A 23,696-nucleotide genomic window follows, 5' to 3' on the forward strand; every position below is an offset into this window, starting at 1 on the left:
CACTGGGGAAGGTAGGTGCGATCCGCTGAATGGCAAGTTGCCGAATCGCGCGTGACCCGCCCAAGGCTGCAATAACGGCACGAAAGCGGTGTTTTTCACCCTGCCCGATGGGGTGCGGCGCGCGAAAAATGCCAGATCGCCCCCCGGCCTTCGCCGCGCAGCCCGGCCAGTGTCGCCACCTGCCCTTGCGCCAGGGCGCCATGCCAGCGTGCCAGCTCTGCCCCGCGCGGGGCATTTGCTCCGGCATCGAGCGCCACCAGCACCTGCTCCAGCAGGCGCAGGGCCAGGGCCTGGGGCAGATCGGCCGACACCGCCAGCATGCCCCCTCGCCCGTCATCCGCGCTCTGCCAGCCTTGCACGAAAAGCTGCCGCGCCGCCCAGTCCAGCGCGGCATCGGCTTCGCCCAGATGCTGCGCGCTGGCGGCCCAGCCGGCCGGGTCGAGCCAATCGGCACCGGCCAGCCCGGCGCGCACGCGCACCCGTTCAAAGCGGTCGTCGCGGTTGGACGGATCATCGGCCGCCACCACCCCGGCGCGTGCCACCACCGCGGCAAGGTCTGCCCGGCGCCAGCCCAGCAAGGGCCGCCATAGCGGCAGGCCCCGGCTTCCCGGCACGATGGCCTGTGTGCGCATGCCGGCCAGGCCCCGCACCCCCGCCCCGCGGTTGAGGCGCATGGCCAGGGTTTCGGCCTGGTCGTCCAGGTGGTGCGCCGTGGCGAGGCCTGCCAGGCCCTGCGCGCCCGCCCAACCGGCCAGCGCGGCATAGCGCGCGGTGCGGGCACGGGCCTGGATGGCGCTGCCGCCACCCAGGTCGATCTTCAGCGTGGCATGGGGCACCCTCAATCGCGCGCAGAGCGCGGCCACCTCCTGCGCCTCGGCCGCAGCCGCGGCCCGCAGGCCATGGTCCACCGTGGCCACGGCAATGCGTTCGGGGCAGTGTGCTGCGGCGAGCAGCAGCAGCGCGCAGCTGTCCGGCCCGCCCGAAACCGCCAGCCCTACGCGCGCCGCATCATCCAGCCCCAGCGCGGCCCAATCGCGGGTGAAGCGGATCAGGTCTTCGGGCGCAGGCTCAATCGCACTTCACCCCTTTGATCGCGGTGTCGTACTGGCTTTTCAGGCGGCCGGCGATCTGGTCGGGATAGGCATCACGCAGTTCGGCAAAGGCGCCGCAGGCGCGCTTGGTGTCGTTGATGCGGGTCATCGCCACGCCCAGGTAGAGCAGGCTGTCGGGCGCGCGATCGCCCTTCTTGTCGCCCAGGTAGTTCTGCAGGAACCACTGCGCCGCCGTGCCCGGCTTGCCATCTTCCAGATAGGCCCGACCCAGCAGGTTGCGCGCCAGGCTGATCTGCTTGGCCTTGGGATAAGTGGTGACGAACTTGGTCAGCTGCACCTGCGCTTCGGGATAGAACTTGGCGTCATAGAGGCGAAAGCCATACGTGTATTCGTCGGCCTGCTTGTCGCCGGTCGACGGCTTTTCGATCGCCGCGACGGCCGCGACGCGATCGGGCGAAGGCTTGGCCGGGGTCGGCGCCGGGGTGGATGCAACGGTCGGCGTAACGGTCGGCGCCCTGGTCGAAGCGTCACCCGGGGGCACCGGGCGCGTGGCGGGTGCGGCGCTCGCCCCGGTCGGTCCGCCAGGGAAGCCCGAATTGGCGGTGGGCGCGGGTGCTCCAGCCGGCGGCACTGCGGCGGTTTCCAGTGCCGCAACGCGGCTGTCCAGCTTGCTCAGGTGGTTCTGGTTTTCCTCGCTCGCGGCGGTCACCTGGCGCAGCTGCGCTTCCACCGCATCCAGGCGCGAGAGCACGTCGGTCAGCGGGGTGGTCGCCACGCTGGGCGGCGGCGGCGTGGCCGAAGGCGGAGTGGCCGTGATTTCCGGGCCGAACGTGCGGCCGGCGCCATCGGGAAAGACCTTGCGCTGCAAGGCGCGGATTTCCGCTTCCAGCCGGCGCAGGCGCGCCTCGGTGGTTTCACCCGGATTGCCCACGGACTGGGCATGGGCGGCCTGCGGCAGCACCGGCATGCCGGCCAGGGCCAGGCCCATGGCGGCAAACAGCGCGGCCCCGGGCACCAGCCCCTGGCGCGCCTGGCGCAATGTGGGGCTGGCCGTGCGGAACTTGGTCTTCATGGTAACTCCCGTCTCGATCATCTGCCGCCCCCGACAGCATCCGCCCCCGGCGCATGCTTTACCAATGCTGCGTGAATGTGCTGGATGGGCAGGCACGCAGCCTGCCGCCCACGATGTTTTGCGAAGGGCCACAAGGTGCCGCACCGCGCGCGACAAGTCGAGCCTCGATGCGATTCCGGCCGATCGGTTGGTACCGATCAATTCGTTGCGGGCGCTGCCGTTTCGGGCGCCGCATTGGCCACGGCCGGCTGGGCGGCAGCGTCACCGCCAGCATCGGCGCTCACCGGGGCGGTCGTTGCCGTGCGCCGCCGCACCAGGCGATGTGCCGGGCCAGCGTCCGCACCGGCGGCAACGGCCTGGCCGGCCGGCGCTGGCGCGGCAGCTGCCGCGCGGTCGGCCCGGGCCCACAGCGCCGGTCCGCTGACCGCCACATCCTTGACGATGCCCTGCTTGTCGGCAATGCGCGGCACGGCCTGGCCGCCGATGGTGATCGTCAGGGCATCGGGACGCCCGGTCCACAGCTTGGGATCGGTGACGCCATCGGGCACGGTATAGGTTTCGCCCTTGGCCATCAGCTTCTGCACCAGTTGCTTGCCGCTGCCATCGTAGAACTTGACCCAGATGCGGTCTTCCTGCGCGGTGAACACCACCGGGCCGTTGGGCCGGGCGGCGGGCGCCGGGGCGCTGGGCTGCGCGGCCGGCTTGGCCGCCACTGGCTTGGGCTCTTCCGGGCCGACCAGCGCGGGCAATTCGGCCGAGGGCCAGTAATAGCTGCGCCAGAACACCAGCCCCAGCCCCAGCACCGCCACCACCAGCAGGCCCGCCAGCCAGCTGACCAGGCGCGAAGGCGTCTTGGCCGGATCGCCGGCTTCGAACTGGTGGATCACGCGGGTTTCGGGCGCGGGCGCGCGGGCGCTCAATTCGGTGCGCACGGCCTGGGCGATCGCAGCTTCGTCCAGCCCCACCGCCTTGGCATAGCTGCGAGCAAAACCCAGGGCATAAGGGCGGCCGGGCAGGCTGTCATAGTCGCCCGCTTCGAGCGCTTCGACATGACGCGCCGTGATGCGCGTGCGCGCGGCAATATCCTTGAGCGAAAGCCCCTGCGCTTCGCGTGCGGCGCGCAAGGTGGCGCCCACGCGATCTGGCACGCCAGCCGGGGCGGCTGCGTCTGGCTGGGGGGAATGGAAATCTGACCCGATCGAGTCGGCCAAGGCGCGGCTCCCGTCTTTCTATGCTTGTTTTGCAACCCGGTGGCTTGATGAAAAGCCGCTAGAAGGGGATCGTTGCAATTGCGCGAAAGTCAACCGTTTTGCGGCGCGCAACCGGCGAAAACGGCCATGCGAACCCGGTTCAATCGCAATCGATGCCCTGTGCACAGGCCCACTGGGCCAGAACGCTGCGCATGTCGGCTTGCGGCGCGCGCAACCAGCCGTCCATCGCACTGCGAATCTCGCCCAGATCCACCTTGCGGATCAGTTCCTTGACCGGGCCCACCGCCGCCGGCGTGATCGACAGGCGGGTGATGCCCAGCCCCAGCAGCGCCAGCGCTTCCAGCCGCCGCCCGCCCATTTCCCCACACACGGTCAACGCCGTGCCGAACGGCGCCACATCGCGCACCACCCGCGCCAGGAAGCGCAGGATCGCAGGGCTGAGCCAGTCATAGCGTTCGGCCAGCTTGGGATGGGCGCGATCGGCGGCAAACAGGAACTGCGTCAGGTCGTTCGTGCCGATCGACAGGAACGACAGGCGCGGTGCCAGGATATCGAGGCATTCGGCCAGCGCCGGCACTTCCAGCATCGCGCCATAGCGGATCGCTTCGGGCAGCAGCTTCTTCTGCTTGCGCAGGAACGCCACCTGGCTTTCGAACACCGCCTTGGCTGCATCGAATTCCCACGGCTCGGTCACCATCGGGAACATTACGTTGAGCGTGCGCCCGGCGGCCGCCTCGATCAGTGCGCGCGCCTGCACTTTGAGCAGCCCATCGCGCTCCAGCGCCACGCGCAACGCGCGCCAGCCCATGGCCGGGTTTTCCTCGGTCTCGCCCTCGTTGTGGCGCAGATAGGGCAGGACCTTGTCCCCGCCGATATCCACCGTGCGGAACACCACCGGGCGATCCCCCGCCGCTTCCAGCACATCGCGATAGAGCCTGGTCTGCCGCTCGCGCTGGGGCATAGTGGCCGAAACCAGGAACTGGAATTCGGTGCGGAACAGGCCGATGCCGTCGGCCCCGGTCAGCGGCAGCATCGGCATGTCGTCGCGCAGGCCGGCGTTGATCATCACCGTGATGCGTTGCCCGTCGCGCGTGACCGGCTCCACATCGCGCATCGTGGCGTAATGGGCCTGGCGCTCGCGGTTCTTGGCAAAGCGCGCTTCGAACGCTTCGACCAGGCTGGGCGCCGGGCGCACATCGATCACGCCCTGGTCGCCATCCACCAGCAGGATATCGCCATCGCGCACTTTGCCGCGCAGCGCGCGCACGCGGCCCACCACCGGAATGCCCATGGCCCGCGCCACGATCACCACGTGCGCGGTCAGCGAGCCTTCCTCCAGGATCACGCCCTTCAGCCGGCGCCGGTCGTATTCCAGCAGTTCCGCCGGGCCCAGGTTGCGCGCGATCAGGATCGCGTCACCTTTCAGCCCCATGCTCGCGGCCGTGCCCAGCTGGCCCGAGACGATCCGCAGCAGGCGGTTCGACAGGTCTTCCAGGTCGTGCATGCGGTCGGCCAGCAAGGGATCGTCGATCTGGCGCATGCGCATGCGGGTGCGCTGCTGCACGCGCTCGATCGCGGCTTCTGCCGTCAGGCCGGAATCGATCGCCTCGTTGATGCGGCGGCTCCAGCCTTCGTCGTAGGCGAACATGCGATAGGTCTCGAGCACTTCCTCGTGCTCTCCGCCCACGCCGAATTCGGCCTGGCTGGCCATGCGGTCGATCTGCTCGCGCATCTTGTCGAACGCGCGATAGACCCGCTGGCGCTCCGCCTCGGTATCTTCGGCCACGACATGCTCGATCGTCACGCGCGGCTGGTGGAACACCGCCTGGCCCACCGCCAGGCCTTTCACCAGGGTCTGGCCCTTGAGACGATCGGGCCCGGTCAGGTGGTCGGGCACGCCGGCCACGTCCTCGTCGTCGATCAGCTCGGCATTGGCGATCAGTTCGGCCAGGACCATGGCGACGGTCTGCAGCGCCTCGATCTCCACCTCTTCATAGCGGCGCGGATCGACATGTTGCACCGCCACCACGCCCACCGCGCGCTGGCGGCGCACGATCGGCACGCCGGCAAACGAGTGAAAGCGCTCTTCGCCCGTTTCGGGGCGGAATGCGAAGTCGGGATGAGACGCCGCCTCGGCCAGGTTCAGCGTCTCTATATTCTGGGCGATCGTGCCCACCAGCCCCTCGCCCACCGCCATGCGGGTGACGTGCACGGCAGCCTGTTCCAGCCCGCGCGTGGCGAACAGTTCCAGCATGCCTTCGCGCAGCAGGTAGATCGAGCAGACTTCGCTGTTGAGGTTCTCGCCGATCACGTCGACGATGCGGTTCAGCTTGGCCTGCGCGCCGGAGCGCGAGGCCATGACCTCGTGCAGCGAGGTGAGGATCGCGCGGGCAGAGGCAACGGCAGTCAACATCTGCAAAGGCCTAGCGCAGCCCATCGGGTTTGCAAACGGGGCCTGCTGCCATTGCGGAAATATTCGTATGCAACTCTGCTGCGGCGGCGCACGCTGCGTCGGCCACGTCCCGGCCCGGTCAAAGTATCATGCCTACGCAAAAGGCCGGCCCCGTGGTGGGAGCCGGCCTTCATCAATCCAGGTGCATATTCGCTTGGTTCTGGATGGTTCTGGCGCGGTGGGATCAGTGAAGCAGCGCCAGTTCTTCCTTGATGCGCAACTTGCGCCGCTTGAGCTGCATGAGCAGGGCCACATCGGGGGCTGGCCGAGCCATTTCCTCGGAAATCCGGCGTTCCAGGCCGGCGTGCTTTGTCTGCAAGGCGGTGATGTGCGTCGTTTCCATGCGTTGACCTCCTGAAGGGCGCGGGCCGGGATAGGCCGCCACCCGGTCAAAACCCGTGCGGGAGACATTCCCACGCGGTCGGCCCCGATGTCTTCGGCTCCGATGCTTCTGTTCTGCGAGTCGTCAACAGTCGGTGCGTTGTCATGGTCCCACATTCGCCGTATCTTGCAAGGGGAAGCACGCCGGGTCGCACCGGCATCGCGTTCATGTGTAGGCGGCGGTGACGAAATGTGCACCATGCACGCCCAATGGGATTTTCACGCCCAAGGCCGGCAGTGGCAGGCCGACGGTTGGGAGGGATGTTGCAGCTTGGGCGTGGGTGCGCGTTGCAATTGGGTTCGGGAGTGGTGGGTGTGACCGAAGAGGAAATGCGCAAGCGACTGGAGGCCCTGCGCCTCGAGCATCGCGATCTTGACGTGGCGATCGATGCGCTCACGCTCAACGGCGCGGTAGACCAGTTGCAGGTGGCCCGGTTGAAAAAGCGCAAATTGCTGCTGCGCGATCAGATTTCCATGCTGGAAGACTATCTCATACCCGATATTATTGCGTGAAATCAAACACTTGATTGGTCACGCGCCAGGCGCGCACGGCGGCGGCAAAGCGTTCCGTATCGAGACAGCGGCAAAGCGGTTGGGCACCGGGCCGGCCGGGGCATTGAGTGCGCCGGGCGATCGGTCTTATGCGGCGGATAGACACACTGCGTTTTCTACGAACGCCTCTCTTCCAGATCGCCACCATGCCGCTTACCCCCAGTGCCAATCCGCGCATCGTCGAGGCGCTTTACGAGCAGGCGCTGGCCCTGGCCGATCGCGCGCGCGCGGAATTCCAACTGCTGCGCCTGCAACCCGCCAACGATGGCGGCAGCCATCCCGGCAGCGAAGACCTGATGCGGGTGCAGGCCAGTTGCGAAGCGCTGCGCACCACCACCCGGATCATGCATTGCCTGGCCTGGCTGCTCAACCATCGCGCCTGGTTCGCGGGCGAACTGACCGCGTTGCAACTGCGCCGCCATGGCCGCCTGATCGCGCATTTCCCCGCCAGCGACCCGGCCAGCGTGGCGCACCTGCCGGGCGCCGCCCAGGATGTGGTGCGCGAAAGCGAGCGGCTCTATCAACGCATCCACCGGCTTGAGCAGGCCTGGCAGGAACCGGCCGGGCTTGCAGCATCGCCCGACCCCCTGCCCCTGGCGCTGGCCCGCCTGCGCGAAAGGCTGGGCCTGGCCTTGGCCAGTTCTTCCCTTCCGGATCGTTCCACGTGGAACACGGGTGCGGCCCAGCAGCTGGAGCCGCTGGTGCGGCGCGTGCTGGCGCCAAACCCGTCGCCCTATACCTTTACCGGCACGCAGACCTACCTCGTCGGCGCCGGGCGGGACGTGGCGGTGATCGATCCGGGCCCCGATGGCACCGGCGTGGCCGGGCATGCCGATACCAACGGCGAAGGCCATGTCGCCGCGATCCTGGCGGCGGTGGGCACCGCCCGCGTCGCCGCGATCGTATGCACCCACACCCACCGTGACCACAGCCCCGCGTCGCGCCCCCTGGCTGCGCTCACCGGCGCACCGATCATCGGCTGTGCGCCGCTGGCAATCGAAGACAATGGCCCGCGCGCCGATGCCGCGTTCGACCCGGATTACGCCCCGGCCCGCATCCTGGCCGATGGCGAGGAACTGCACGGCGATGGCTGGACGCTGCAGGCGGTGGCCACGCCGGGCCACACCAGCAACCACTTGTGCCTGTCGCTCAAGCAAAGCGGCGCGCTGTTCACCGGCGATCACGTGATGGGCTGGTCCACCAGCGTGGTCTCGCCACCCGATGGCGACATGGCCGCCTACATGGCGTCGTTGCAGAAGCTCTACGATCGGCCGCAGGACCGCATCTATTATCCCGCCCATGGCGATCCGATTCCCAATCCCCACCAGTTCGTGCGCGGGATGCTGGGCCATCGCCGCCAGCGCGAGCGGCAGATCCTGCGCGTGCTGGAAAGCGGCACGCACGATATTCCGGCCATGGTGGCGCAGATGTACAAGGGGTTGGACCCGCGCCTGACCGGCGCGGCCGGCCGCTCTGTGCTGGCGCATCTGCTCGATCTGGAACGCCAGGGCCGGGTCGTTCGTTCGGGGGAACAATGGACGATACCAAGCTGACCTCGCCGCCCGCTGCGACACGCCCCGCTTCGCCTGCCCGGCGCAGCGCCCTGCCCTGGCTTTTGTTCGTGGCCGCCCTGGCCCTGGCCGGCCTGTTTGCATGGCTCTTGTGGAAACCGCAGGACATCGGCAGCCCGCTTGCCACCAGCCTCGTGGCATTCCAACGGCAAAACAGCCTGACTGTGTTCAGCGCTGAAATGGCCCCGGTGGTGTCCAGCGACGACAGCCGCCTGTTCGGCCTGGTGCAGTCCAAGCAAGTGGCGGTGATTCCTGCCCGCGTCGATTACACGGTCGATCTTTCGCAGATGAACACCGACCGCATGGCGTGGGACGCTGCCAGCCAGACACTGTCGGTGCGCCTGCCGCCCTTGCGCCTGAGCCGCCCCAACCTGGATGAAGCCCGCGCGCAATATTTGCGCGAAGGCGTGTGGATCAGCCGCGCCGCGCAGGACAAGCTGACGCGTGACAACACCCGCCTGGCCGAACAGCTGGCCACCCAGCAAGCCGCCAATCCCGTGCTGATGGCCTTGGCGCGCAATGCCGCCAAGGACGCCGTGCGCCAGAACCTGGCAATTCCGCTGCAAGTGGCCGGCTATGGCAAAGTCACCGTCAACGTGACGATCGACGGTGACACCGGGCGCTGACACGGCCCGCTGAAAAGGCCCCTCCACCACCGTTGTGCGGCGGTCCCCCTCCCCGCCTCCGGCAGGGAGGATCACAACAAGATCATCCCCAACCCGCGATGGGGCGGTGGCAGGCCGCAGACCTGACTGGGGGGCATTTCCCAATCCCCGCTTGGCATCGGGCCTCCGCGCCCCTAAGTCGCCCACCAAGGAAGCCGGGCATGCCGTGTTGGCCCGGCAGCAGGAGCGACCCATGACGGCCCAGCCCACCAACTTGTCCGGCCTTGATCTGCGCGCCGAAATCGACCGCCTGCGCATCGAGCGCAAGGCCGTGATCCTGGCGCACTATTACCAGCGCCCCGAAATCCAGGACCTGGCCGATTTCGTCGGCGATTCGCTGGAGCTTTCGCGCAAGGCCGCGGCCACCGATGCCGAAGTGATCGCCTTTTGCGGCGTGAAGTTCATGGCCGAAACCGCCAAGATCCTCAGCCCCGAAAAGATCGTGGTGCTGCCTGACCTCGACGCCGGGTGCAGCCTTGAGGATTCCTGCCCGCCCGACAAGTTTGCCGCGTTCCGTGCGCAGCATCCCGATCACATCGCGCTTACCTACATCAATTGCTCGACCGAGGTGAAAGCCCTGTCGGACGTGATCGTGACGTCATCGAGCGCCGAGACGATCCTCGCCAAGATTCCGCCCGAACAGAAGATCATCTTCGGGCCCGACCGGCACCTGGGCGGCTATCTCAACCGCAAGTTCGGGCGCGACATGCTGCTGTGGCCGGGCGTGTGCATCGTGCACGAAGCCTTCAGCGAAACCGAGCTGCTCAAGCTCAAGGCACAGCACCCCGATGCGCCGATCGCCGCCCACCCCGAATGCCCTGCGCACATCGTCGATCATGCCGACTATGTCGGCTCCACCAGCGGCATTCTCAATTATGCCAAGGCGATGGAGGGTGACACCCTGATCGTGGCGACCGAGCCGCACATCATCCACCAGATGGAACTGGCGATGCCGGGCAAGACCTTCATCGGTGCGCCGGGTGCAGACGGCAACTGCAACTGCAATATCTGCCCCTACATGGCGCTCAACACGCTGGAAAAGCTCTACCTTGCCTTGCGTGACCTGAGCCCGCGGATCGAGATCGAGGAAGGCCTGCGGCTGGAGGCCAAGAAAAGCCTGGATGCCATGCTGGCCATGGCCAGCGCCACGGTGGGCCAGGGCGATCTCGGGCGCCCCTGATCTTTCTGTAATTCACCTGTCCCAAAAGCCCGGGAGCCAATCGGCCACCCGGGCTTTTTCTTTGCGCGTTCCAAGCAAAATCTGGAGGCCCATCCGCCGTGCCCCCTTGCGCCCTGGCACAGTCATGGGCAAACTACGTTGCAAAGAACAACTCAATTTCCTTACAGCAAGAGGCGTGCATGACCCAGTCTTCCAGCCAGCCCCATCACGAAGCGCTTTTCCAGCCGATCGCGCTGGGCGCCATTTCCGCGCCCAATCGCATTCTCATGGCGCCGCTCACCCGCGGCCGTGCGGGCCGTGATGCAGTGCCCACGCCGATCATGGCCACGTACTATCGCCAGCGCGCCAGCGCCGGCCTGCTCATTTCCGAAGCCACCGGGATCAGCCAGGAAGGGCTGGGCTGGCCCTATGCACCTGGCCTGTGGACCGATGCCCAGGTGGAAGGCTGGAAGCCGGTGACCGACGCCGTGCACGAGGCTGGCGGCCGCATCGTCGCGCAGCTCTGGCACATGGGCCGCGTCGTCCATCCCGATTTCAACGATGGCCAGCCGCCGGTTTCGGCCTCGGCCACGCGCGTGCCCGGCCACGTCCACACCTTCGAAGGCCGCAAGGACGCGGTGGAAGCACGCCCGCTGCGCCTCGACGAGATTCCGCGCCTGCTCGATGACTATGCCCGTGCCGCCGAAAACGCGAAGAAAGCCGGTTTCGACGGTGTGCAGCTGCATGGCGCCAATGGCTACCTGATCGACCAGTTCCTGCGCGATTCGTCCAATTTCCGCACCGACGAATATGGCGGCAGCCCCGAAAACCGCGTGCGCCTGCTGCGCGAAGTGATGGAGCGGCTGATCGCGGTGTGGGGCGCCGATCGCGTCGCCGTGCGCCTTTCGCCCAACGGCGATTCGCAAGGGGTGGATGACAGCAACCCGGCGGCCGTGTTCACCCTCGCGGCGCAGGAACTGGAAAAGCTCAAGCCCGCGTTCATCGAACTGCGCCAGCCTGGCCCCGATGGCACCTTCGGCGCCACCGACGTACCGCAGCAGGACGGCCTGTTCCGCCAGCACTTTACCGGCCCGCTGGTGCTCAACAGCGATTACACGCCCGAAAGCGCCGCCGCCGATGTCGCATCCGGCCGGGCCGACGCGATCAGCTTTGGCCGCCCGTTCATTTCCAACCCCGACCTGGTCGAACGCATCGCCAAGGACGCCCCCCTGGCACCCAACAAGAACGTGCCCGAATCGTGGTACTTCCCGGTGCCCGAAGGCTATGCGGACTATCCCACCCTGGCCGAAGAAACCGTCTGACAAACTCCCGCCCCTCCGTCAGCCCTGCGGGCTGCCACCTCCCCGCCAAGCGGGGAGGATCTTCCCGATCCTCCCCATGCAAATGGGGAGGGGGAGCGCCGCGAAGCGGTGGTGGAGGGGAAAATCCCGCCTTGGCTTACTGCGCTGCCGGTGCGGCAACAGGCGCAGCCGGCGTGTCCGCAGCCGGTGCCGTCGCGTCCTCGCTCGCGGCGGCTTCCGGCGCGGCGGCGCTGGCCTTGGCCTTGGGCGGCGGCTGCAAGGGCGGCGTGCCGGTGGCACCATCCAGGTCGATCATCGCGTCGCTGACGCTGCCCGGCAGCACTTCGCCGCCAGCCGCCTTGGCCGCGCCCTTCTCCGGCTCGGCGCCTTTCTGGCAGGCGCCCAATGCAAGCAGCAGGGCAAGAGCAGGCACGATCTTCATGGCCCCGATCTTCATGACTTCGTCTCCACCACGGGCGGGCAGGCCAGGTCGAGCTTGGCCAGGAACGTCGGCAGCCGCGCCAGCAGCGCCTCGTCCCACTGCGCGCTGCTCACTTCGCGGCCCAGGTCTTTCAGGCTGGTGACGCCGAATTCCTCGATCCCGCACGGCACGATGCCGCCAAAGTGCGAAAGATCGGGCGACAGATTCACCGAAAACCCATGCATCGTCACCCAGCGGCGGATGCGCACGCCGATCGCGCCGATCTTGGCTTCGCGCCCATCGGCCCCGGCGCACCAGATGCCGATGCGCCCTTCCGCGCGCCAGGCGGTGACGCCGAAATCGCCCAGGGTATCGATCACCCAGCCTTCCACGGCGTGGACGAACCCGCGCACGTCGCGCGCGCGCTTGCGCAAGTCGAGCAGGACATAGCCGATGCGTTGGCCCGGCCCATGATAGGTATAGCGCCCGCCGCGCCCGGCCTCGACCACTTCGAAACGCGGATCGAGCAGTTCGGCGCGATCCGCGCTGGTGCCGGCGGTATAGACCGGGGGGTGTTCGAGCAGCCACAGCATGTCGCCCGCCGTGCCATCGGCAATCGCGGCATTGCGCGCGGCCATGGCCTCCAGCGCGGGCCGATAGGGCACCGGGGCGGTTTCACGGACGATCTCGATCGGATCGGGCACGATATCGGGCATAGGCATGATGCGCTCCGACTTGGCCCCGACAGGCGCCTAAAGCAAGGGGGCACAAGGCTGTAAGACACGTGCGCAGGCGCGCAGGCTTTGCTAGGGCATGGGCAAAGCAAGGCTTGAGGAATTCCCGTGAGCAAACCGTTGATCGCCCCGTTGGACAGCATGGCCGCCTGGCAGGGCGCCACCCGCATCGTTTCGGCCAATGCCGATGTGCTGCTGGCGATCGCGGGCGTGTTCTTCCTGCTGCCGATGCTGGCCTGGGCCGTGTTCGTGGCGCCGCCGGCCGTCACGCCTGAAATGACGCAACAGCAGCTCGCCCAGGTGATGCAGGACTATTACACCCGCAACCTGCCCTACCTGCTGCCGCTGACCCTGCTGCAGATCACCGGGTTCATCACCATGCTGGTGGGCATTCTCGATCGCACCCGCCCCACCGTTGGCCAGGCGCTGCGCAATTGCGCCGCGCGCGTGCCGGCCTATTTCCTGGCCCAGGTGCTGGTCGGCCTGTTCGCCGTGCTGCTGATGACCGTGGTCAGCGGCGTCCTCATGGCGCTGCGCGTGCCAGCGGCCGTGGCGGCCGGCGCCGGGATCGCAGCGGTGGTCTATCCCATGCTGCGCACGATCATGGTCGGCCCGGTGCTGGGCGTTGGGCGCACCCACAATCCCGTCATGGCCATCCGCGCCAGCCTTGCGCTCACGCGTGGCAACACGGCCCGCATCCTGGCCTTCCTCGGCCTCGCCCTGGTGGTGTTCCTGGTGGCGATGAGCGTCGTTATGATGCTGGTCGGCCTGATCACCGCGCAACTGCTGGGCGCCGACAGCGAAACCGCCCGCCTCGTCAACGAAGCGGTTTCCGCACTGCTCTATTCGGTGGGCTACACCTATTTCGTGGCGATGCTGGCGGCCGTCCACGGCCAACTGACCAAGGACCTGCCTCGTCCGTTCGAGCAGCTGTAAGAGTCCGTTTTGAAAATGCGCCAAGGCGCATTTTCGTTGCGGCACCGGCCCTCTCCCCCACCCGACCTCCCATAGGGTACTATCGTTGGGAGGTCGGGTGGGGGCGTGGGCCGGTGCCGCAAATCCGGCAAAGCCGGATTTGCAAACAGTCTCTAAAAAACGAAACGCGCCCGTTCCATTACCGAACGGGCGCTGGCGCTCAGTCTTTCCAGCCGCAGGAAATGACGCAGGGCGGCACGTTGATCGGCTCGAAATCCTTGTCGATGCGGCGGAAATAGCGGCTCATCAACGCCCGCGCGCGGGCGGTGTACTGATAGACCAGGAACGCGCCACCGGGGCGCAGCACGGCTTTCGTGGCGGCCATGATCGCCGGCCCCACGCCTTCGGGCAGCGTGGTGAACGGCAGGCCCGACAGCACGTAGTCGGCATGGTCGAAGCCGTGCTGGCGCACGATGCTTTCCACGTCGGCCGCCGATCCGTGCACCGCGATGAAGCGGCTGTCACCGATGGTGCGGGCCAGGTAGTTGATGAAATCGGGATTGGTGTCGATCACGATCAGCCGCGCATCGCGGCGCAGGCGATCGAGCACTGGCTGGCAGAACGTGCCCACGCCCGGGCCATATTCCACGAACAGGTCGCAGCGTTCCCAATCCACCTTGGACAGCACGCGCGCGATCGTGCGGCGCGAGGACGGCACGATCGCGCCGACCATCACCGGGTGCTTGAGAAAGCCCTTGAAGAAAATGCCCGCCGGACCGAACATCCGTTCCGCCTTGCGCCGAACCCGCTGATGCAAAGGGGCACGCGCCGCCTGGGTCGAATTCATTGTGGACAGGCATCCCTATCTTCGTGAGTGAACCGCGCAAGTTGCAAATCCGCGGCACTATTGCAAGCGTTCGACGCGCCGGACAGTGCCTTGCGATGAACCGTTATCGAACACACGCGTTCCGCAACAAACCGATCAGCCCTGCAAATGCCGCGTTTCCGGCACCGGCGTGAGCGCGCGGCCGGTGTCGAACCAGGATGCCAGATTGTCGATCATCAACTGCCCCATGGCCGTGCGCGTGGCGACGGAGCCCGAGCCGACGTGCGGCAGCAGCACCGCGTTGTCCTGCGCCAGTAGGGCTGCGGGCACATGCGGCTCACGGGCAAAGACGTCGAGCCCGGCAGCCAGGATCGTCCCGTCCTGAAGCGCGGCGATCAGCGCGGTTTCGTCCACCACGGTGCCGCGCGACACGTTGATCAGCACGCCTTGCGGGCCCAGAGCGGCCAGCACTTGCGCATCGACCAGCCCCACCGTGGCCGGCCCACCGGGCACCACCACCACGAGCACGTCCACCGCCTGTGCCAGAGCCACGGGCGTGGGATACCAGGGATAGGCCACCCCCTCCTGCCGGCTGCGGCCATGATAGGCGATATCGACGCCAAAGCCTTCCAGCCGCCGCGCCACGGCCTTGCCGATCGCGCCCAGGCCCAGGATGCCCACCCGCCGCCCGCGCAGCGTGGGCGAAAGCGGAAAGGCGCCCTTTTCCCACAGGCCGGCGCGCAAGTGGCGCTCTGCCTGGGGCAAGCGGCGGATCGTGGCCAGGAGCAGGCCCAGCGTGAGATCGGCGACTTCCTCGTCCAGCACGCCGCCGGTGTTGGTCACCACCACGCCGCGCGCCACGGCAGCATCGATATCGATGTTGTCATAGCCCACGCCGAAATTGGCAATGATCTCAAGCGCGGGCAGGCGATCCATCACCTCGGCCCCAAGGCGCCCGAACAGGGTGTTGGTGGCCAGCGCGCGGATCGATCCGGCCGCGCTTTGGTCCAGCCCCTCCCACAGGCGGTGAACGGCAAAGGCCTGTTCCAGGGGTTCCATAGTAAAGGGCGGGAACGGCGCGGCGGCCAGGACGGCAGGCTTGGTCATGCCCGGCAGGATAGCCAGCCGTCCAACAAAGTCAGCCCCTTATCGGGGCAACGTCAGGGATAGCGCAGGCGGATGCGGGTGGACAGGTTGGTGCGTGGCACGGCCAGCCGCACCGAACGAAACTCCAGCAGGCTTTCGATCGAACCCGGATTGCCCGAAAAGCCGAAACCCTCTGCCGGCAGGCCCATCGGCCCGATGCGGTTGAGCGCGCCGGAATTGTCCTCGTCGTGATAGACCGCCAGGGCATAGATGCCCGGCTGGGGCAGGAACAGGCACAGCTTCGTCTTTTCCGCGCGCGCCGGCACGCGGCCGACATAGAGCGAGCCGCCGTCGATCAGGAACTTGCGCTGGTCATCGGGATAGACCGTCAAGGCGATCACCCCGCGATCGGAGCGCACCTTGTCGATCGTGACATTGAGCCAGGTGTCGCTGGGCGGGCCGACACAACCAAGCGGGGGCAGGCGCACATCGTGACTGGCCGCCAGCGCGGGTGCCGGCGCCAGGACCAGCGCCAGGATGGCAGCGAACCGTTGCAGGGTGGAGTTCAGCCTTTTCACATCCTTGTCGATGGCAAGCCCGGCCGCCGATGGCAAGAGGCTGCGGCACACCCACGCGCATGGCCATGCATTTGCCGCGCGGGCGTGGCCTTGTTGCCAAGCCGATTTGCCACGCAAACGGAGCCAGTTGGCACCAATCAGCCCCGAAACCGGACAAAGCCTGCGCCACAAACGGCAAACTTTGCTTGTGGCGCCGATTCGGCGCGGTTAAGCGCCATCAGGCGCCCGCTTGGCGAATTCGCCGGGCCGGGCTATCTCTTCCCCGCCGGGGTCATCCACCTGCCCCATCGGGGCGCTGCCTAATGTGTTGTGATCGGATCTGATGTCGATGCCAGTGCCGTTGATTTCCCCCTCGATCCTTTCCGCCGATTTTTCCCGGCTGGGCGAGGAAGTGCGCGCGATCGATGCCGCCGGTGCCGACTGGATCCATGTGGACGTGATGGACGGCCATTTCGTGCCCAACATCACCATCGGCCCTGCCGTGGTGAAGGCGCTGCGCCCGCACACCGCCAAGCCGTTTGATGTGCACCTGATGATCAGCCCGGTGGACCTCTACCTTGAGGCATTCGCCAACGCCGGTGCCGACATCATCACCGTCCATCCCGAAGCCGGCCCACACATCCACCGCACGGTCCAGGCGATCAAGGCCCTGGGCAAGAAGGCGGGCATTGCGCTCAATCCGGCAACGCCGGCCAAGATGCTCGATTACCTGATCGACGATATCGACCTGGTCCTGGTGATGAGCGTCAACCCCGGCTTTGGCGGGCAGAGCTTCATTGCCAGCCAGTTGCGCAAGATCGAGGCGGTGCGCAAGATGATCGACAAGACCGGCCGCCATATCCACCTGGAAGTGGATGGCGGCGTGGATACGACCACCGCCCGCCAGTGCGTGGCCGCCGGGGCCGATGCGCTGGTGGCCGGAACCGCCACGTTCAAGGGCGGCCCCGATCACTATGCCGCCAATATCGCGGCGCTCAAAAGGATCGACTGACCCCGTGGGCGAACCCGGCTTCTCCATCGCACGCGGCCAGGCTGCCAAGGCCCCAGCCCGTTCTGCGGACGAAGCCCGTTCTGCCGACCAGGCCCGTTCCGCAGACGAGGACAGCCCCGCCCTGCCCCTGGGGCTGGACCGCGAGCCGCTGCGGCGTGACGCACCCGCGGCGCCATCGCCTTCCTTGCCCCCGCTGCCGCGCCCGATGCCCACCGACGAAGACACGCCGCCGCGCCCCGAAGTGGTGGAGCCCGGCCGCGCCCTGGCCCTGGCCGATTTCTCGCCCCCGGCGGTAAGCGCGGGCGAACGCTTCATGCGCTTTGCCTATCGCCTGGGCCTGCCGGCCGGCGCGCTCCAGCCGTTTCGCAAGCGGGCACGCCCGCGCCTGACCGCCACCGTCAGCAATCCGCTGCCCGGTGACGTGCCAGCGGGCAAGGCCCTGCGCGCCGGGCATTTCCTGGTGCACGGCATGAAGCAGGCGATTGCCGACACCGAGTTCACCGGCCCGCGCCTGCCCCCGCCGTTCGAACGCATGGTCCATGGCTTTGCCTGGCTGCCCGATCTCGAAGCGAGCGGGCCGCGCGCGCAATGCACGCCCGTGGCCGAACGCGTGCTGGGCATGTGGCTCAACGCCAATCCCCAGCCCAATGCCAGCCCCGCCTGGGACGTGGGCCACACCGGCCATCGCCTGCTCACCTGGCTGATCCACGCGCCGCTGCTGCTTTCGGGCAACGACAAGAAGTTTCGCAGCCGCGTGCTGCATGCCATGGCCGAAACCGCGCGCTGGCTCGATCGCCACGTGACGCGGGCGGATGACAAGCTGGGCGAAGTGGCCGGCTGGGCGGCGATCACTGCGGCCGGACTGCTGATGGCCGATGGCGGGCCCCGCCGCCTGTTCGGCGAAGCCGGGCTGATCCGCGCACTGGGCGACATGGTCGGCGACGATGGCGGCGTCTTGTCGCGCAGTCCGCTGGGCCAGATCGAGGCGATCACTATCCTGGTGCGCCTCAAGGCCTGCTACGCCGCCGTGCGCCGCGATCCGCCCCAGCAGATCGAGACGATCCTATCGTTGCTGGTGCCGCCGCTGCTGGCGCTGCTCCACGGCGATGGTGCGCTGGGCAGCTGGCAAGGTGCGGGTGCCGTGCCGGCCGAGCAGATCGCCACGCTGGTCAAGGCCAGCGGCGTGCGCACCCGGCCTTTGCGCGATGCGCGGCAATGGGGATACCAGCGCATCACGGCGGCCAAGTCGGTCCTGCTGCTCGATGCCGCGCCGCCGCCGATCGCCCGCCACGCGCGCGATGGCTGCGCCTCTACCCTGGCGTTCGAATTCAGCCACGGCGCCGAACGCCTGATCGTCAATTGCGGAGGCGCGGCCTTTGCCGGCGGGCTGATCCCGCTGCGCCTGGCCCAGGGCCTGCGCGCCACGGCAGCCCATTCCACGCTGACGATCGACGATTTCAATTCCACCGCCGTCTTGATCAACGGCAAGCTGGGCAGCGGCGTTTCCGAAGTGGAAGTGGACCGCCGCACGCTTCAGGCCGATGGCAGCTATGCCGCGACCGGCCCTGGCCCGGCCGGCCAGTCCGCCACGCGGATCGAGGCGAGCCAAAACGGCTATGTCAGCCGCTATGGCCTGCTCCACCAGCGCATCCTGATCCTGCGCGACGATGGCACCGAGCTGCGCGGCGAAGACCTGCTCGTGCCCCAGGGCAAGAAAGGCAAGCGCGGCATGATCGGCGTGGCCTTGCGCTTCCACCTTGGCCCGCATATCGAGCTGGCGCAGGGCCAGGACGGCCTTGGCGTCACCCTCGCGCTGCCCGACGGCGGCCTGTGGCAGTTCCGTTCGGGGCGGGAGCCGGTGACGATCGAGGAATCGCTCTGGGCCGATGGGCTGGGCCGTCCGCTGGGCACGCGCCAGCTTGTCATCACGGCCAAGATCCCGCGCAGCGGAGAAAGTTTCTCCTGGCTGCTCAAGAAGATGAGATAGGAATTTTCAACGTGAGCGATGTGACGATCCGGCGGGCGCTGCTTTCGGTGTCCGACAAGACCGGCCTTGTTGAGCTGGGCCAGGCGCTGGCCGCGCGCAACGTGGAACTGGTTTCCACCGGCGGCACGGCCAAGGCCCTGCGCGAGGCCGGCCTGGCGGTGAAGGACATTTCCGAACTGACCGGCTTTCCCGAAATGATGGATGGCCGCGTCAAGACGCTGCACCCCAAGGTCCACGGCGGCCTGCTGGCCGTGCGCGACAACGCCGAGCATGCCGCCTCGATGGCCGAGCACGCCATCGGCGCGATCGACCTGGTCGTGGTCAACCTCTATCCCTTCGAAGCAACTGTGGCCAAGGGCGCAGAGCGCGAGGAAGTGATCGAGAACATCGACATCGGCGGCCCGTCGATGGTGCGTTCCGCCGCCAAGAACCACGATTACGTCACGATCCTGACCGATCCGGCCGACTATGCCACGGTGATTGCGGAGCTGGAGCAGACCGGTGGCAAGACCACCCTGCCCTTCCGCCGCGCCATGGCGGCCAAGGCCTATGCCACCACGGCCGCCTATGATTCGGCCATTGCCACCTGGTTTGCCACTGTGGACCAGCAGCAGCATTTCCCCCAGACGCTGGCCGCCGCGCACAGCCTGGTGACCACGCTGCGCTATGGCGAGAACCCGCACCAGTCCGCCGCGCTCTATGTGCCGCGCCGCCCGGCTGTGGTTGGCCTGCCCCAGGCCGAGCAGCTCCAGGGCAAGGAACTGTCGTATAATAATTATAACGACGCCAATGCCGCGCTGGAGCTCATTGCCGAATTCGCTGCTGACAAGCCGACCGTAGTAATCGTCAAGCACGCCAATCCGTGCGGCGTGGCCAGCGCTGATACCCTGCTCGATGCCTGGCACGCTGCCTTGGCCTGTGACAGCGTTTCGGCCTTTGGCGGTATCGTGGCGGTCAACCAGCCGCTCGATGGCCCCACCGCCAACGCGATCTGCGAGATCTTCACCGAAGTGGTCGTGGCCCCTGGCGCCGACCAGGCTGCCCGCGATGCCTTTGCCCGCAAGAAGAACCTGCGCCTGCTGCTGGTGAACGAACTTCCGCAAGCGCACCGCGCCGGCCTTGTCACCGTGCCGATCGCCGGTGGTCTCTTGGTGCAGGACCGCGACAACGGCCGCATCACGGCCGACGATCTCAAGGTCGTCACGCAGCGTGAACCCACGCCACAGGAACTGAAGGACGCACTGTTTGCCTGGACCGTGGCGAAGCACGTCAAATCCAACGCGATCGTCTATGCCAAGGATGGCGTGACGGCCGGCATCGGTGCAGGCCAGATGAACCGCCGCGACAGCAGCCGCATCGCCGCCGCCAAGGCCCAGGAAGCCGCCCAGACCCACGGCTGGAGCGAAGCGCGCACGGTCGGCTCTGCCGTCGCTTCCGACGCGTTCTTCCCCTTTGCCGATGGCCTGCTGGCCGCGGTGGAAGCCGGCGCGACGATGGTGATCCAGCCCGGCGGATCGATCCGCGACGAAGACGTGATCAAGGCTGCCGACGAAGCCGGCCTGGCCATGGTGTTCACGGGCATGCGCCACTTCCGCCACTGATTGCGGTTTTCGGACGCGAAAAGGGGGCGGTGCCAGCGCGGCACCGCCCCCTTTTTTGTGCCCCCCTCCCGCTTGCGGCAGGTGCAGACCTTACGGCTGCGGCTTGTTCAGCACCGAATCCGGGTTTTCCTGGATGCGGATCTTGCCCATCGGCGGCTTGGGCGGCAGCACGCGGTCGGCGATCTGGGTGATCGCCGGTGCAGGCTTGGCACCCGGCGCCGTCACGCGCCAGATCACGCCGCCGACATCGTCGCTGACCAGGAGCGCGCCATCCTTGGCAAAGGCCACCCAGGTGGGCCGGCCATGCGCCTTGCCATCCTTGTTGAGGAAGCCGGTGAGCACCGGCGCGGGCGGCGCGGGCAGCACGTTGCCGTGGTTGTCAAACCGCACGAAGACCACGTCATAGCCGGCCAGCGGACGACGATTCCACGAACCGTGGCGGGCGATGAAGGCACCACCGGCAAAGCGTTCGCCCAGGGTGTTGCCACCGCGCGCAAAGGCCAGGCCCAGCGGCGCAACGTGGGCGCCCAGGCCGTATTCGGGCTTGCGCACGTATTCCATCAGGTATTCGGGCATCGGCTCGTTCACGCGCCAGTCGATGTTCTTTTTCCAGTATGCCCAGGGCCAGCCATATTGCGCGCCCAGCGGCACATTGGTGAGATAGTCGGGCACCAGATCGGGGCCGAGCATGTCGCGCTCGTTGACCACGGCCCACAGTTCACCGGTGTAGGGGTTGAAATCCATGCCGTTGGGATTGCGCATCCCGCCGGCAAACTGGCGCACGCGGCGCAAGCTGAAATCATATTCGAAAATCGCGGCGCGATCGGCTTCGGCATCGATGCCGTTGTCGGCAATATTGGTGCCCGAGCCCACGGAAACATAGAGCCGCTGGCCATCGGGGCTGAGCGCCAGGTTGCGCGCCCAGTGCATGCCGGCCGGCGGCAGGTCCATCAGCTTTTGCGGCTTGCCCGGGAGGTTGGTCTGCCCCGGCTGGAACGGCCACGACACGACGCCATTGTGGTTGGCCACATAGAGCCGCCCTTCGCGCCAGACCATGCCGAACGGCGAATCGAGCGCGGGGTTTTCCATCACCACGCGCTGCGCCGCCTTGCCCGTGCCGTTGTCGCGCAGCAGCACGATCTTGTTGGGCGAAGGTTCGCCCGCGCCGGCCTGGCTGAACAGGATGCCCGCCACAAAGCCGGTGATCCCCCCGCCGCCATGATCGCCCGCAGGCGCGTTGGTTTCAGCGGTCAGCACGTCGCCATTGGGCAGGACGGCCAAGGTGCGCGGATGGTCAAGCCCATCGGCAAAGCGCGTAACGACCAGACCCTGCGCCGCCACCGGCGTTTCGCCCGCCTGCCATCCCACCGGCTTGGCAATGCCGATGCCGGGGATGATCTGCGGCGAAGGCTCCGCCATCTTGGGATGGGGGCCAGAGGTTTCGTCGGTGGTATATTGCGCGGCGGGGCCACGGATGGCCCATACCAGGAACGCAGCAATCGCGATCAGCAGCAAGCCCAGGGCGATCAGGAACTTCTTGAAGGTGCTCATGGGCTGCAAACTAGGGCGGCCAGCGCTTCGCTGCAATGACAGCTTGCGGGAAATCGGCTAGAGACCAAGGCCATGTACGATTTTCATTTTGATGCCGCCGACAAGCCCACGCTCTATGCCGATCTGGCCGCCGCCGCACGCGGGCTGATCCATGGCGAAAGCGATGGCGTGGCCAACATGGCCAATGTCGCCGCGCTGCTCGCCCTGGCGCTGCCCGATTGCAACTGGACCGGGTTCTATCGCCTGGTGGGCGATACGCTGGTGCTGGGGCCGTTCGCAGGCAAGCCCGCCTGCATCCGCATTCCGCTGGGCCAGGGCGTGTGCGGCGCCGCCGCCGCAACCGGCGAAACGCAGCTGGTGGCCGATGTGCACGCCTTCCCCGGCCACATCGCCTGCGACGCGGCCAGCGCCTCGGAACTGGTCGTGCCGATCAAGCGCGATGGCGCGGTGATCGGGGTGATCGATCTCGACAGCCCGACCATCGCCCGCTTCGACGAGGCGGACGCGCGCGGGATCGAGACGCTGGCAGCGATCCTGGCCGACGCCATCTGATCTCTCAGTGCCCGCCTTCGCGCAAAGTTTGGGCATAGAAGGCCAGCACGGCGGGTGCATCCACGCCCGTGGCCACCTTGATCGCGCCATGCCCGGCAAAGCCGGCATCGGTGCTGCCGGGCGGCTCCATCAGCGTCACACCCGCGCCTGGCCCGCCGCTTGGCTCCACCCGCACCACGCCTTCCACCGTGGTATAGGCAGCCGGGCGCAGGGCATAGAACACCGCGCTGGAATCGTGCACGGGCATGGTGCCCTTGGGGCTGAGATAGGTTTGCCGGGTGATCGCGCGGATCAGCGCGCCGTCCTGGCCCGATAGCGCGTCAAGGTAAGCGCGGTCCATCACGGTGCGGATCGTGACGTCAAGCGGCACCAGCGTGACCGGCCAACCCGCGTTGATCACTTCATCGGCCGCTTCGGGATCGCCGCCGATATTGGCCTCTGCCACCGTGAACGGATTGGCACCCTGCCGCGCGCCCTGGTAATTATAGCCAAAGGCGCCGCCCATGATCACCACGCGCTTGGCCAGGCGCGGCAGATCCGGCGCCATGGCCAGTGCCGCGGCCAGGTTGGTAAGGCGGCCCACCGCCAGGATCGTCACTTCGCCGGGGTGGGACCGCACCACATCGATGATCAGTTGCGGCGCGCTGCGTGGATCGAGCGCAGCATGGGGAGCGGGCATGGCATAGTTGCCCAGGCCATTGGCGCCGTGAATCCAGGCTGGCGGCGGTGGCGTGGGGCCGATCAGCGGCTTGGCAGCGCCCCGCGCGACCGGCGCGGAAAAGCCCAGATAGTCTTTCAGGAACAAGGCATTGCGCGTGGTATCGGCAATCTGGGCATTGCCGAAGACGGTGGTGACGCCCAGCAACTGCACATCCGGCCGCCGCGCCAGCAGGATCAGCGCCATGGCATCGTCGATGCCGAAATCGGCATCCATGATGATCTTTTCGGGGGACGCGGACGATGGCGTTTGTGCCGCCCCCGCATTCCCCGCCAGAGCCAGGCACAAGCCCAACAGAAGGGCAGCACCACGCCGCCCGA

22 protein-coding genes and 1 pseudogene are annotated in these 23,696 nt (G+C 67.4%); 11 read left to right on the top strand and 12 right to left on the bottom strand.

Annotated features, from left to right (window positions below; genetic code table 11):
- Nucleotides 1-95 precede the first annotated feature (95 nt).
- The 5 genes from tilS to R9J51_RS03350 form a co-directional block, all read right to left on the bottom strand.
- Nucleotides 96-1,073 carry a tRNA lysidine(34) synthetase TilS gene (gene tilS, locus R9J51_RS03330; protein ID WP_179506643.1) on the bottom strand — a complete coding sequence of 326 codons (978 nt, stop codon included), beginning with the start codon at nucleotides 1,071-1,073 and terminating at the stop codon, nucleotides 96-98.
- Nucleotides 1,069-2,124, bottom strand: coding sequence for a tetratricopeptide repeat protein (locus R9J51_RS03335; RefSeq protein WP_179505863.1), 1,056 nt, complete (start codon nucleotides 2,122-2,124; stop codon nucleotides 1,069-1,071). The genes tilS and R9J51_RS03335 overlap by 5 nt, the downstream gene beginning before the upstream one ends.
- A 197-nt stretch (nucleotides 2,125-2,321) precedes the next feature.
- Nucleotides 2,322-3,335, bottom strand: coding sequence for a helix-turn-helix domain-containing protein (locus R9J51_RS03340; RefSeq protein ID WP_179505864.1), 1,014 nt, complete (start codon nucleotides 3,333-3,335; stop codon nucleotides 2,322-2,324).
- Nucleotides 3,336-3,474: 139 nt separating this feature from the next.
- Nucleotides 3,475-5,748, bottom strand: a complete 2,274-nt coding sequence (gene ptsP, locus R9J51_RS03345) for a phosphoenolpyruvate--protein phosphotransferase (RefSeq protein WP_179505865.1) — start codon at nucleotides 5,746-5,748, stop codon at nucleotides 3,475-3,477.
- Nucleotides 5,749-5,971: 223 nt separating this feature from the next.
- Nucleotides 5,972-6,130, bottom strand: a complete 159-nt coding sequence (locus R9J51_RS03350) for a YdcH family protein (RefSeq protein ID WP_168555703.1) — start codon at nucleotides 6,128-6,130, stop codon at nucleotides 5,972-5,974.
- 353 nt (nucleotides 6,131-6,483) lie between these two features.
- Between R9J51_RS03350 and R9J51_RS03355 the strand changes: the two genes are divergently transcribed.
- The 6 genes and pseudogenes from R9J51_RS03355 to R9J51_RS03380 all read left to right on the top strand — a co-directional run bounded on the left by R9J51_RS03355 (nucleotide 6,484) and on the right by R9J51_RS03380 (nucleotide 11,437).
- On the top strand, nucleotides 6,484-6,681 hold the full coding sequence (locus R9J51_RS03355) for a DUF465 domain-containing protein (protein WP_168556075.1): 198 nt from the start codon (nucleotides 6,484-6,486) through the stop codon (nucleotides 6,679-6,681).
- 185 nt (nucleotides 6,682-6,866) lie between these two features.
- Nucleotides 6,867-7,325 (top strand): annotated as a pseudogene (locus tag R9J51_RS03360) (DUF1465 family protein); the annotation flags it as partial.
- Between the two features lie 27 nt (nucleotides 7,326-7,352).
- Complete coding sequence (locus R9J51_RS03365; RefSeq protein ID WP_218843728.1) at nucleotides 7,353-8,273, top strand: MBL fold metallo-hydrolase; 921 nt, start codon at nucleotides 7,353-7,355, stop codon at nucleotides 8,271-8,273.
- Nucleotides 8,255-8,917, top strand: coding sequence for a DUF4230 domain-containing protein (locus R9J51_RS03370; protein ID WP_179505867.1), 663 nt, complete (start codon nucleotides 8,255-8,257; stop codon nucleotides 8,915-8,917). Before R9J51_RS03365 ends, R9J51_RS03370 begins: the two co-directional genes overlap by 19 nt.
- Nucleotides 8,918-9,149: 232 nt before the next feature.
- Nucleotides 9,150-10,136, top strand: coding sequence for a quinolinate synthase NadA (nadA, locus tag R9J51_RS03375; protein ID WP_169475722.1), 987 nt, complete (start codon nucleotides 9,150-9,152; stop codon nucleotides 10,134-10,136).
- A gap of 179 nt (nucleotides 10,137-10,315) precedes the next feature.
- Nucleotides 10,316-11,437, top strand: coding sequence for an alkene reductase (locus R9J51_RS03380; protein ID WP_168555707.1), 1,122 nt, complete (start codon nucleotides 10,316-10,318; stop codon nucleotides 11,435-11,437).
- A 136-nt stretch (nucleotides 11,438-11,573) separates the two neighbouring features.
- On the opposite strand, the gene R9J51_RS03385 is transcribed toward R9J51_RS03380, so the two are convergent.
- Complete coding sequence (locus R9J51_RS03385) at nucleotides 11,574-11,873, bottom strand: hypothetical protein (protein WP_179505868.1); 300 nt, start codon at nucleotides 11,871-11,873, stop codon at nucleotides 11,574-11,576.
- Nucleotides 11,870-12,559, bottom strand: coding sequence for a lipoyl(octanoyl) transferase LipB (gene lipB / locus R9J51_RS03390; RefSeq protein WP_179505869.1), 690 nt, complete (start codon nucleotides 12,557-12,559; stop codon nucleotides 11,870-11,872). The genes R9J51_RS03385 and lipB overlap by 4 nt, the downstream gene beginning before the upstream one ends.
- A 120-nt stretch (nucleotides 12,560-12,679) precedes the next feature.
- Here lipB and R9J51_RS03395 point away from each other — a divergent pair, with 120 nt between their 5' ends.
- Complete coding sequence (locus R9J51_RS03395) at nucleotides 12,680-13,507, top strand: hypothetical protein (RefSeq protein WP_168555710.1); 828 nt, start codon at nucleotides 12,680-12,682, stop codon at nucleotides 13,505-13,507.
- A gap of 199 nt (nucleotides 13,508-13,706) precedes the next feature.
- Here R9J51_RS03395 and R9J51_RS03400 read toward each other — a convergent pair whose 3' ends face one another.
- The 3 genes from R9J51_RS03400 to R9J51_RS03410 form a co-directional block, all read right to left on the bottom strand.
- Nucleotides 13,707-14,333: a class I SAM-dependent methyltransferase gene (locus R9J51_RS03400; RefSeq protein ID WP_168555711.1), complete on the bottom strand. Its 627-nt coding sequence runs from the start codon at nucleotides 14,331-14,333 to the stop codon at nucleotides 13,707-13,709.
- 135 nt (nucleotides 14,334-14,468) lie between these two features.
- Nucleotides 14,469-15,419, bottom strand: coding sequence for a 2-hydroxyacid dehydrogenase (locus R9J51_RS03405; RefSeq protein ID WP_179505870.1), 951 nt, complete (start codon nucleotides 15,417-15,419; stop codon nucleotides 14,469-14,471).
- A 53-nt stretch (nucleotides 15,420-15,472) separates the two neighbouring features.
- Nucleotides 15,473-16,027: a DUF2141 domain-containing protein gene (locus R9J51_RS03410; protein ID WP_349237487.1), complete on the bottom strand. Its 555-nt coding sequence runs from the start codon at nucleotides 16,025-16,027 to the stop codon at nucleotides 15,473-15,475.
- A gap of 277 nt (nucleotides 16,028-16,304) precedes the next feature.
- Between R9J51_RS03410 and rpe the strand changes: the two genes are divergently transcribed.
- From rpe to purH, 3 genes are read left to right on the top strand one after another with little or no spacing between them, the layout of a single operon-like run.
- Nucleotides 16,305-16,967 (top strand): ribulose-phosphate 3-epimerase, encoded by a 663-nt coding sequence (gene rpe, locus R9J51_RS03415; protein ID WP_179505871.1) that lies wholly within the window; start codon nucleotides 16,305-16,307, stop codon nucleotides 16,965-16,967.
- A 4-nt stretch (nucleotides 16,968-16,971) separates the two neighbouring features.
- Complete coding sequence (locus tag R9J51_RS03420) at nucleotides 16,972-18,954, top strand: heparinase II/III family protein (RefSeq protein WP_432787808.1); 1,983 nt, start codon at nucleotides 16,972-16,974, stop codon at nucleotides 18,952-18,954.
- Between the two features lie 11 nt (nucleotides 18,955-18,965).
- A complete protein-coding gene (purH, locus tag R9J51_RS03425; protein ID WP_179505873.1) occupies nucleotides 18,966-20,555 on the top strand; it encodes a bifunctional phosphoribosylaminoimidazolecarboxamide formyltransferase/IMP cyclohydrolase in 1,590 nt (529 codons plus the stop codon).
- 90 nt (nucleotides 20,556-20,645) lie between these two features.
- Here the strand turns inward: purH and R9J51_RS03430 are convergent, their stop codons facing one another.
- Complete coding sequence (locus tag R9J51_RS03430; RefSeq protein ID WP_168555716.1) at nucleotides 20,646-22,106, bottom strand: PQQ-dependent sugar dehydrogenase; 1,461 nt, start codon at nucleotides 22,104-22,106, stop codon at nucleotides 20,646-20,648.
- 72 nt (nucleotides 22,107-22,178) lie between these two features.
- Here R9J51_RS03430 and R9J51_RS03435 point away from each other — a divergent pair, with 72 nt between their 5' ends.
- A complete protein-coding gene (locus R9J51_RS03435) occupies nucleotides 22,179-22,658 on the top strand; it encodes a GAF domain-containing protein (protein ID WP_168555717.1) in 480 nt (159 codons plus the stop codon).
- Nucleotides 22,659-22,662: 4 nt separating this feature from the next.
- On the opposite strand, the gene R9J51_RS03440 is transcribed toward R9J51_RS03435, so the two are convergent.
- The gene (locus tag R9J51_RS03440) at nucleotides 22,663-23,592 is read right to left on the bottom strand and encodes a nucleoside hydrolase (protein WP_179505874.1); all 930 of its coding nucleotides are present in this window, start codon (nucleotides 23,590-23,592) and stop codon (nucleotides 22,663-22,665) included.
- Nucleotides 23,593-23,696 lie beyond the last annotated feature (104 nt).

The sequence above is a fragment of the Novosphingobium rhizosphaerae genome, assembly GCF_050920675.1.
Taxonomy (GTDB): Bacteria; Pseudomonadota; Alphaproteobacteria; order Sphingomonadales; family Sphingomonadaceae; genus Novosphingobium; species Novosphingobium rhizosphaerae.

Coding starts and splice junctions, on each gene's coding strand:
- R9J51_RS03335 (WP_179505863.1), bottom strand. CDS start 2,124: ATGAAGACCAAGTTCCGCACGGCCAGCCCCACATTGCGCCAGGCGCGC.
- ptsP (WP_179505865.1), bottom strand. CDS start 5,748: ATGTTGACTGCCGTTGCCTCTGCCCGCGCGATCCTCACCTCGCTGCAC.
- R9J51_RS03350 (WP_168555703.1), bottom strand. CDS start 6,130: ATGGAAACGACGCACATCACCGCCTTGCAGACAAAGCACGCCGGCCTG.
- R9J51_RS03370 (WP_179505867.1), top strand. CDS start 8,255: ATGGACGATACCAAGCTGACCTCGCCGCCCGCTGCGACACGCCCCGCT.
- nadA (WP_169475722.1), top strand. CDS start 9,150: ATGACGGCCCAGCCCACCAACTTGTCCGGCCTTGATCTGCGCGCCGAA.
- R9J51_RS03380 (WP_168555707.1), top strand. CDS start 10,316: ATGACCCAGTCTTCCAGCCAGCCCCATCACGAAGCGCTTTTCCAGCCG.
- R9J51_RS03385 (WP_179505868.1), bottom strand. CDS start 11,873: ATGAAGATCGGGGCCATGAAGATCGTGCCTGCTCTTGCCCTGCTGCTT.
- lipB (WP_179505869.1), bottom strand. CDS start 12,559: ATGCCTATGCCCGATATCGTGCCCGATCCGATCGAGATCGTCCGTGAA.
- R9J51_RS03400 (WP_168555711.1), bottom strand. CDS start 14,333: ATGAATTCGACCCAGGCGGCGCGTGCCCCTTTGCATCAGCGGGTTCGG.
- R9J51_RS03405 (WP_179505870.1), bottom strand. CDS start 15,419: ATGACCAAGCCTGCCGTCCTGGCCGCCGCGCCGTTCCCGCCCTTTACT.
- rpe (WP_179505871.1), top strand. CDS start 16,305: ATGCCAGTGCCGTTGATTTCCCCCTCGATCCTTTCCGCCGATTTTTCC.
- R9J51_RS03430 (WP_168555716.1), bottom strand. CDS start 22,106: ATGAGCACCTTCAAGAAGTTCCTGATCGCCCTGGGCTTGCTGCTGATC.
- R9J51_RS03435 (WP_168555717.1), top strand. CDS start 22,179: ATGTACGATTTTCATTTTGATGCCGCCGACAAGCCCACGCTCTATGCC.
- R9J51_RS03440 (WP_179505874.1), bottom strand. CDS start 23,592: ATGGATGCCGATTTCGGCATCGACGATGCCATGGCGCTGATCCTGCTG.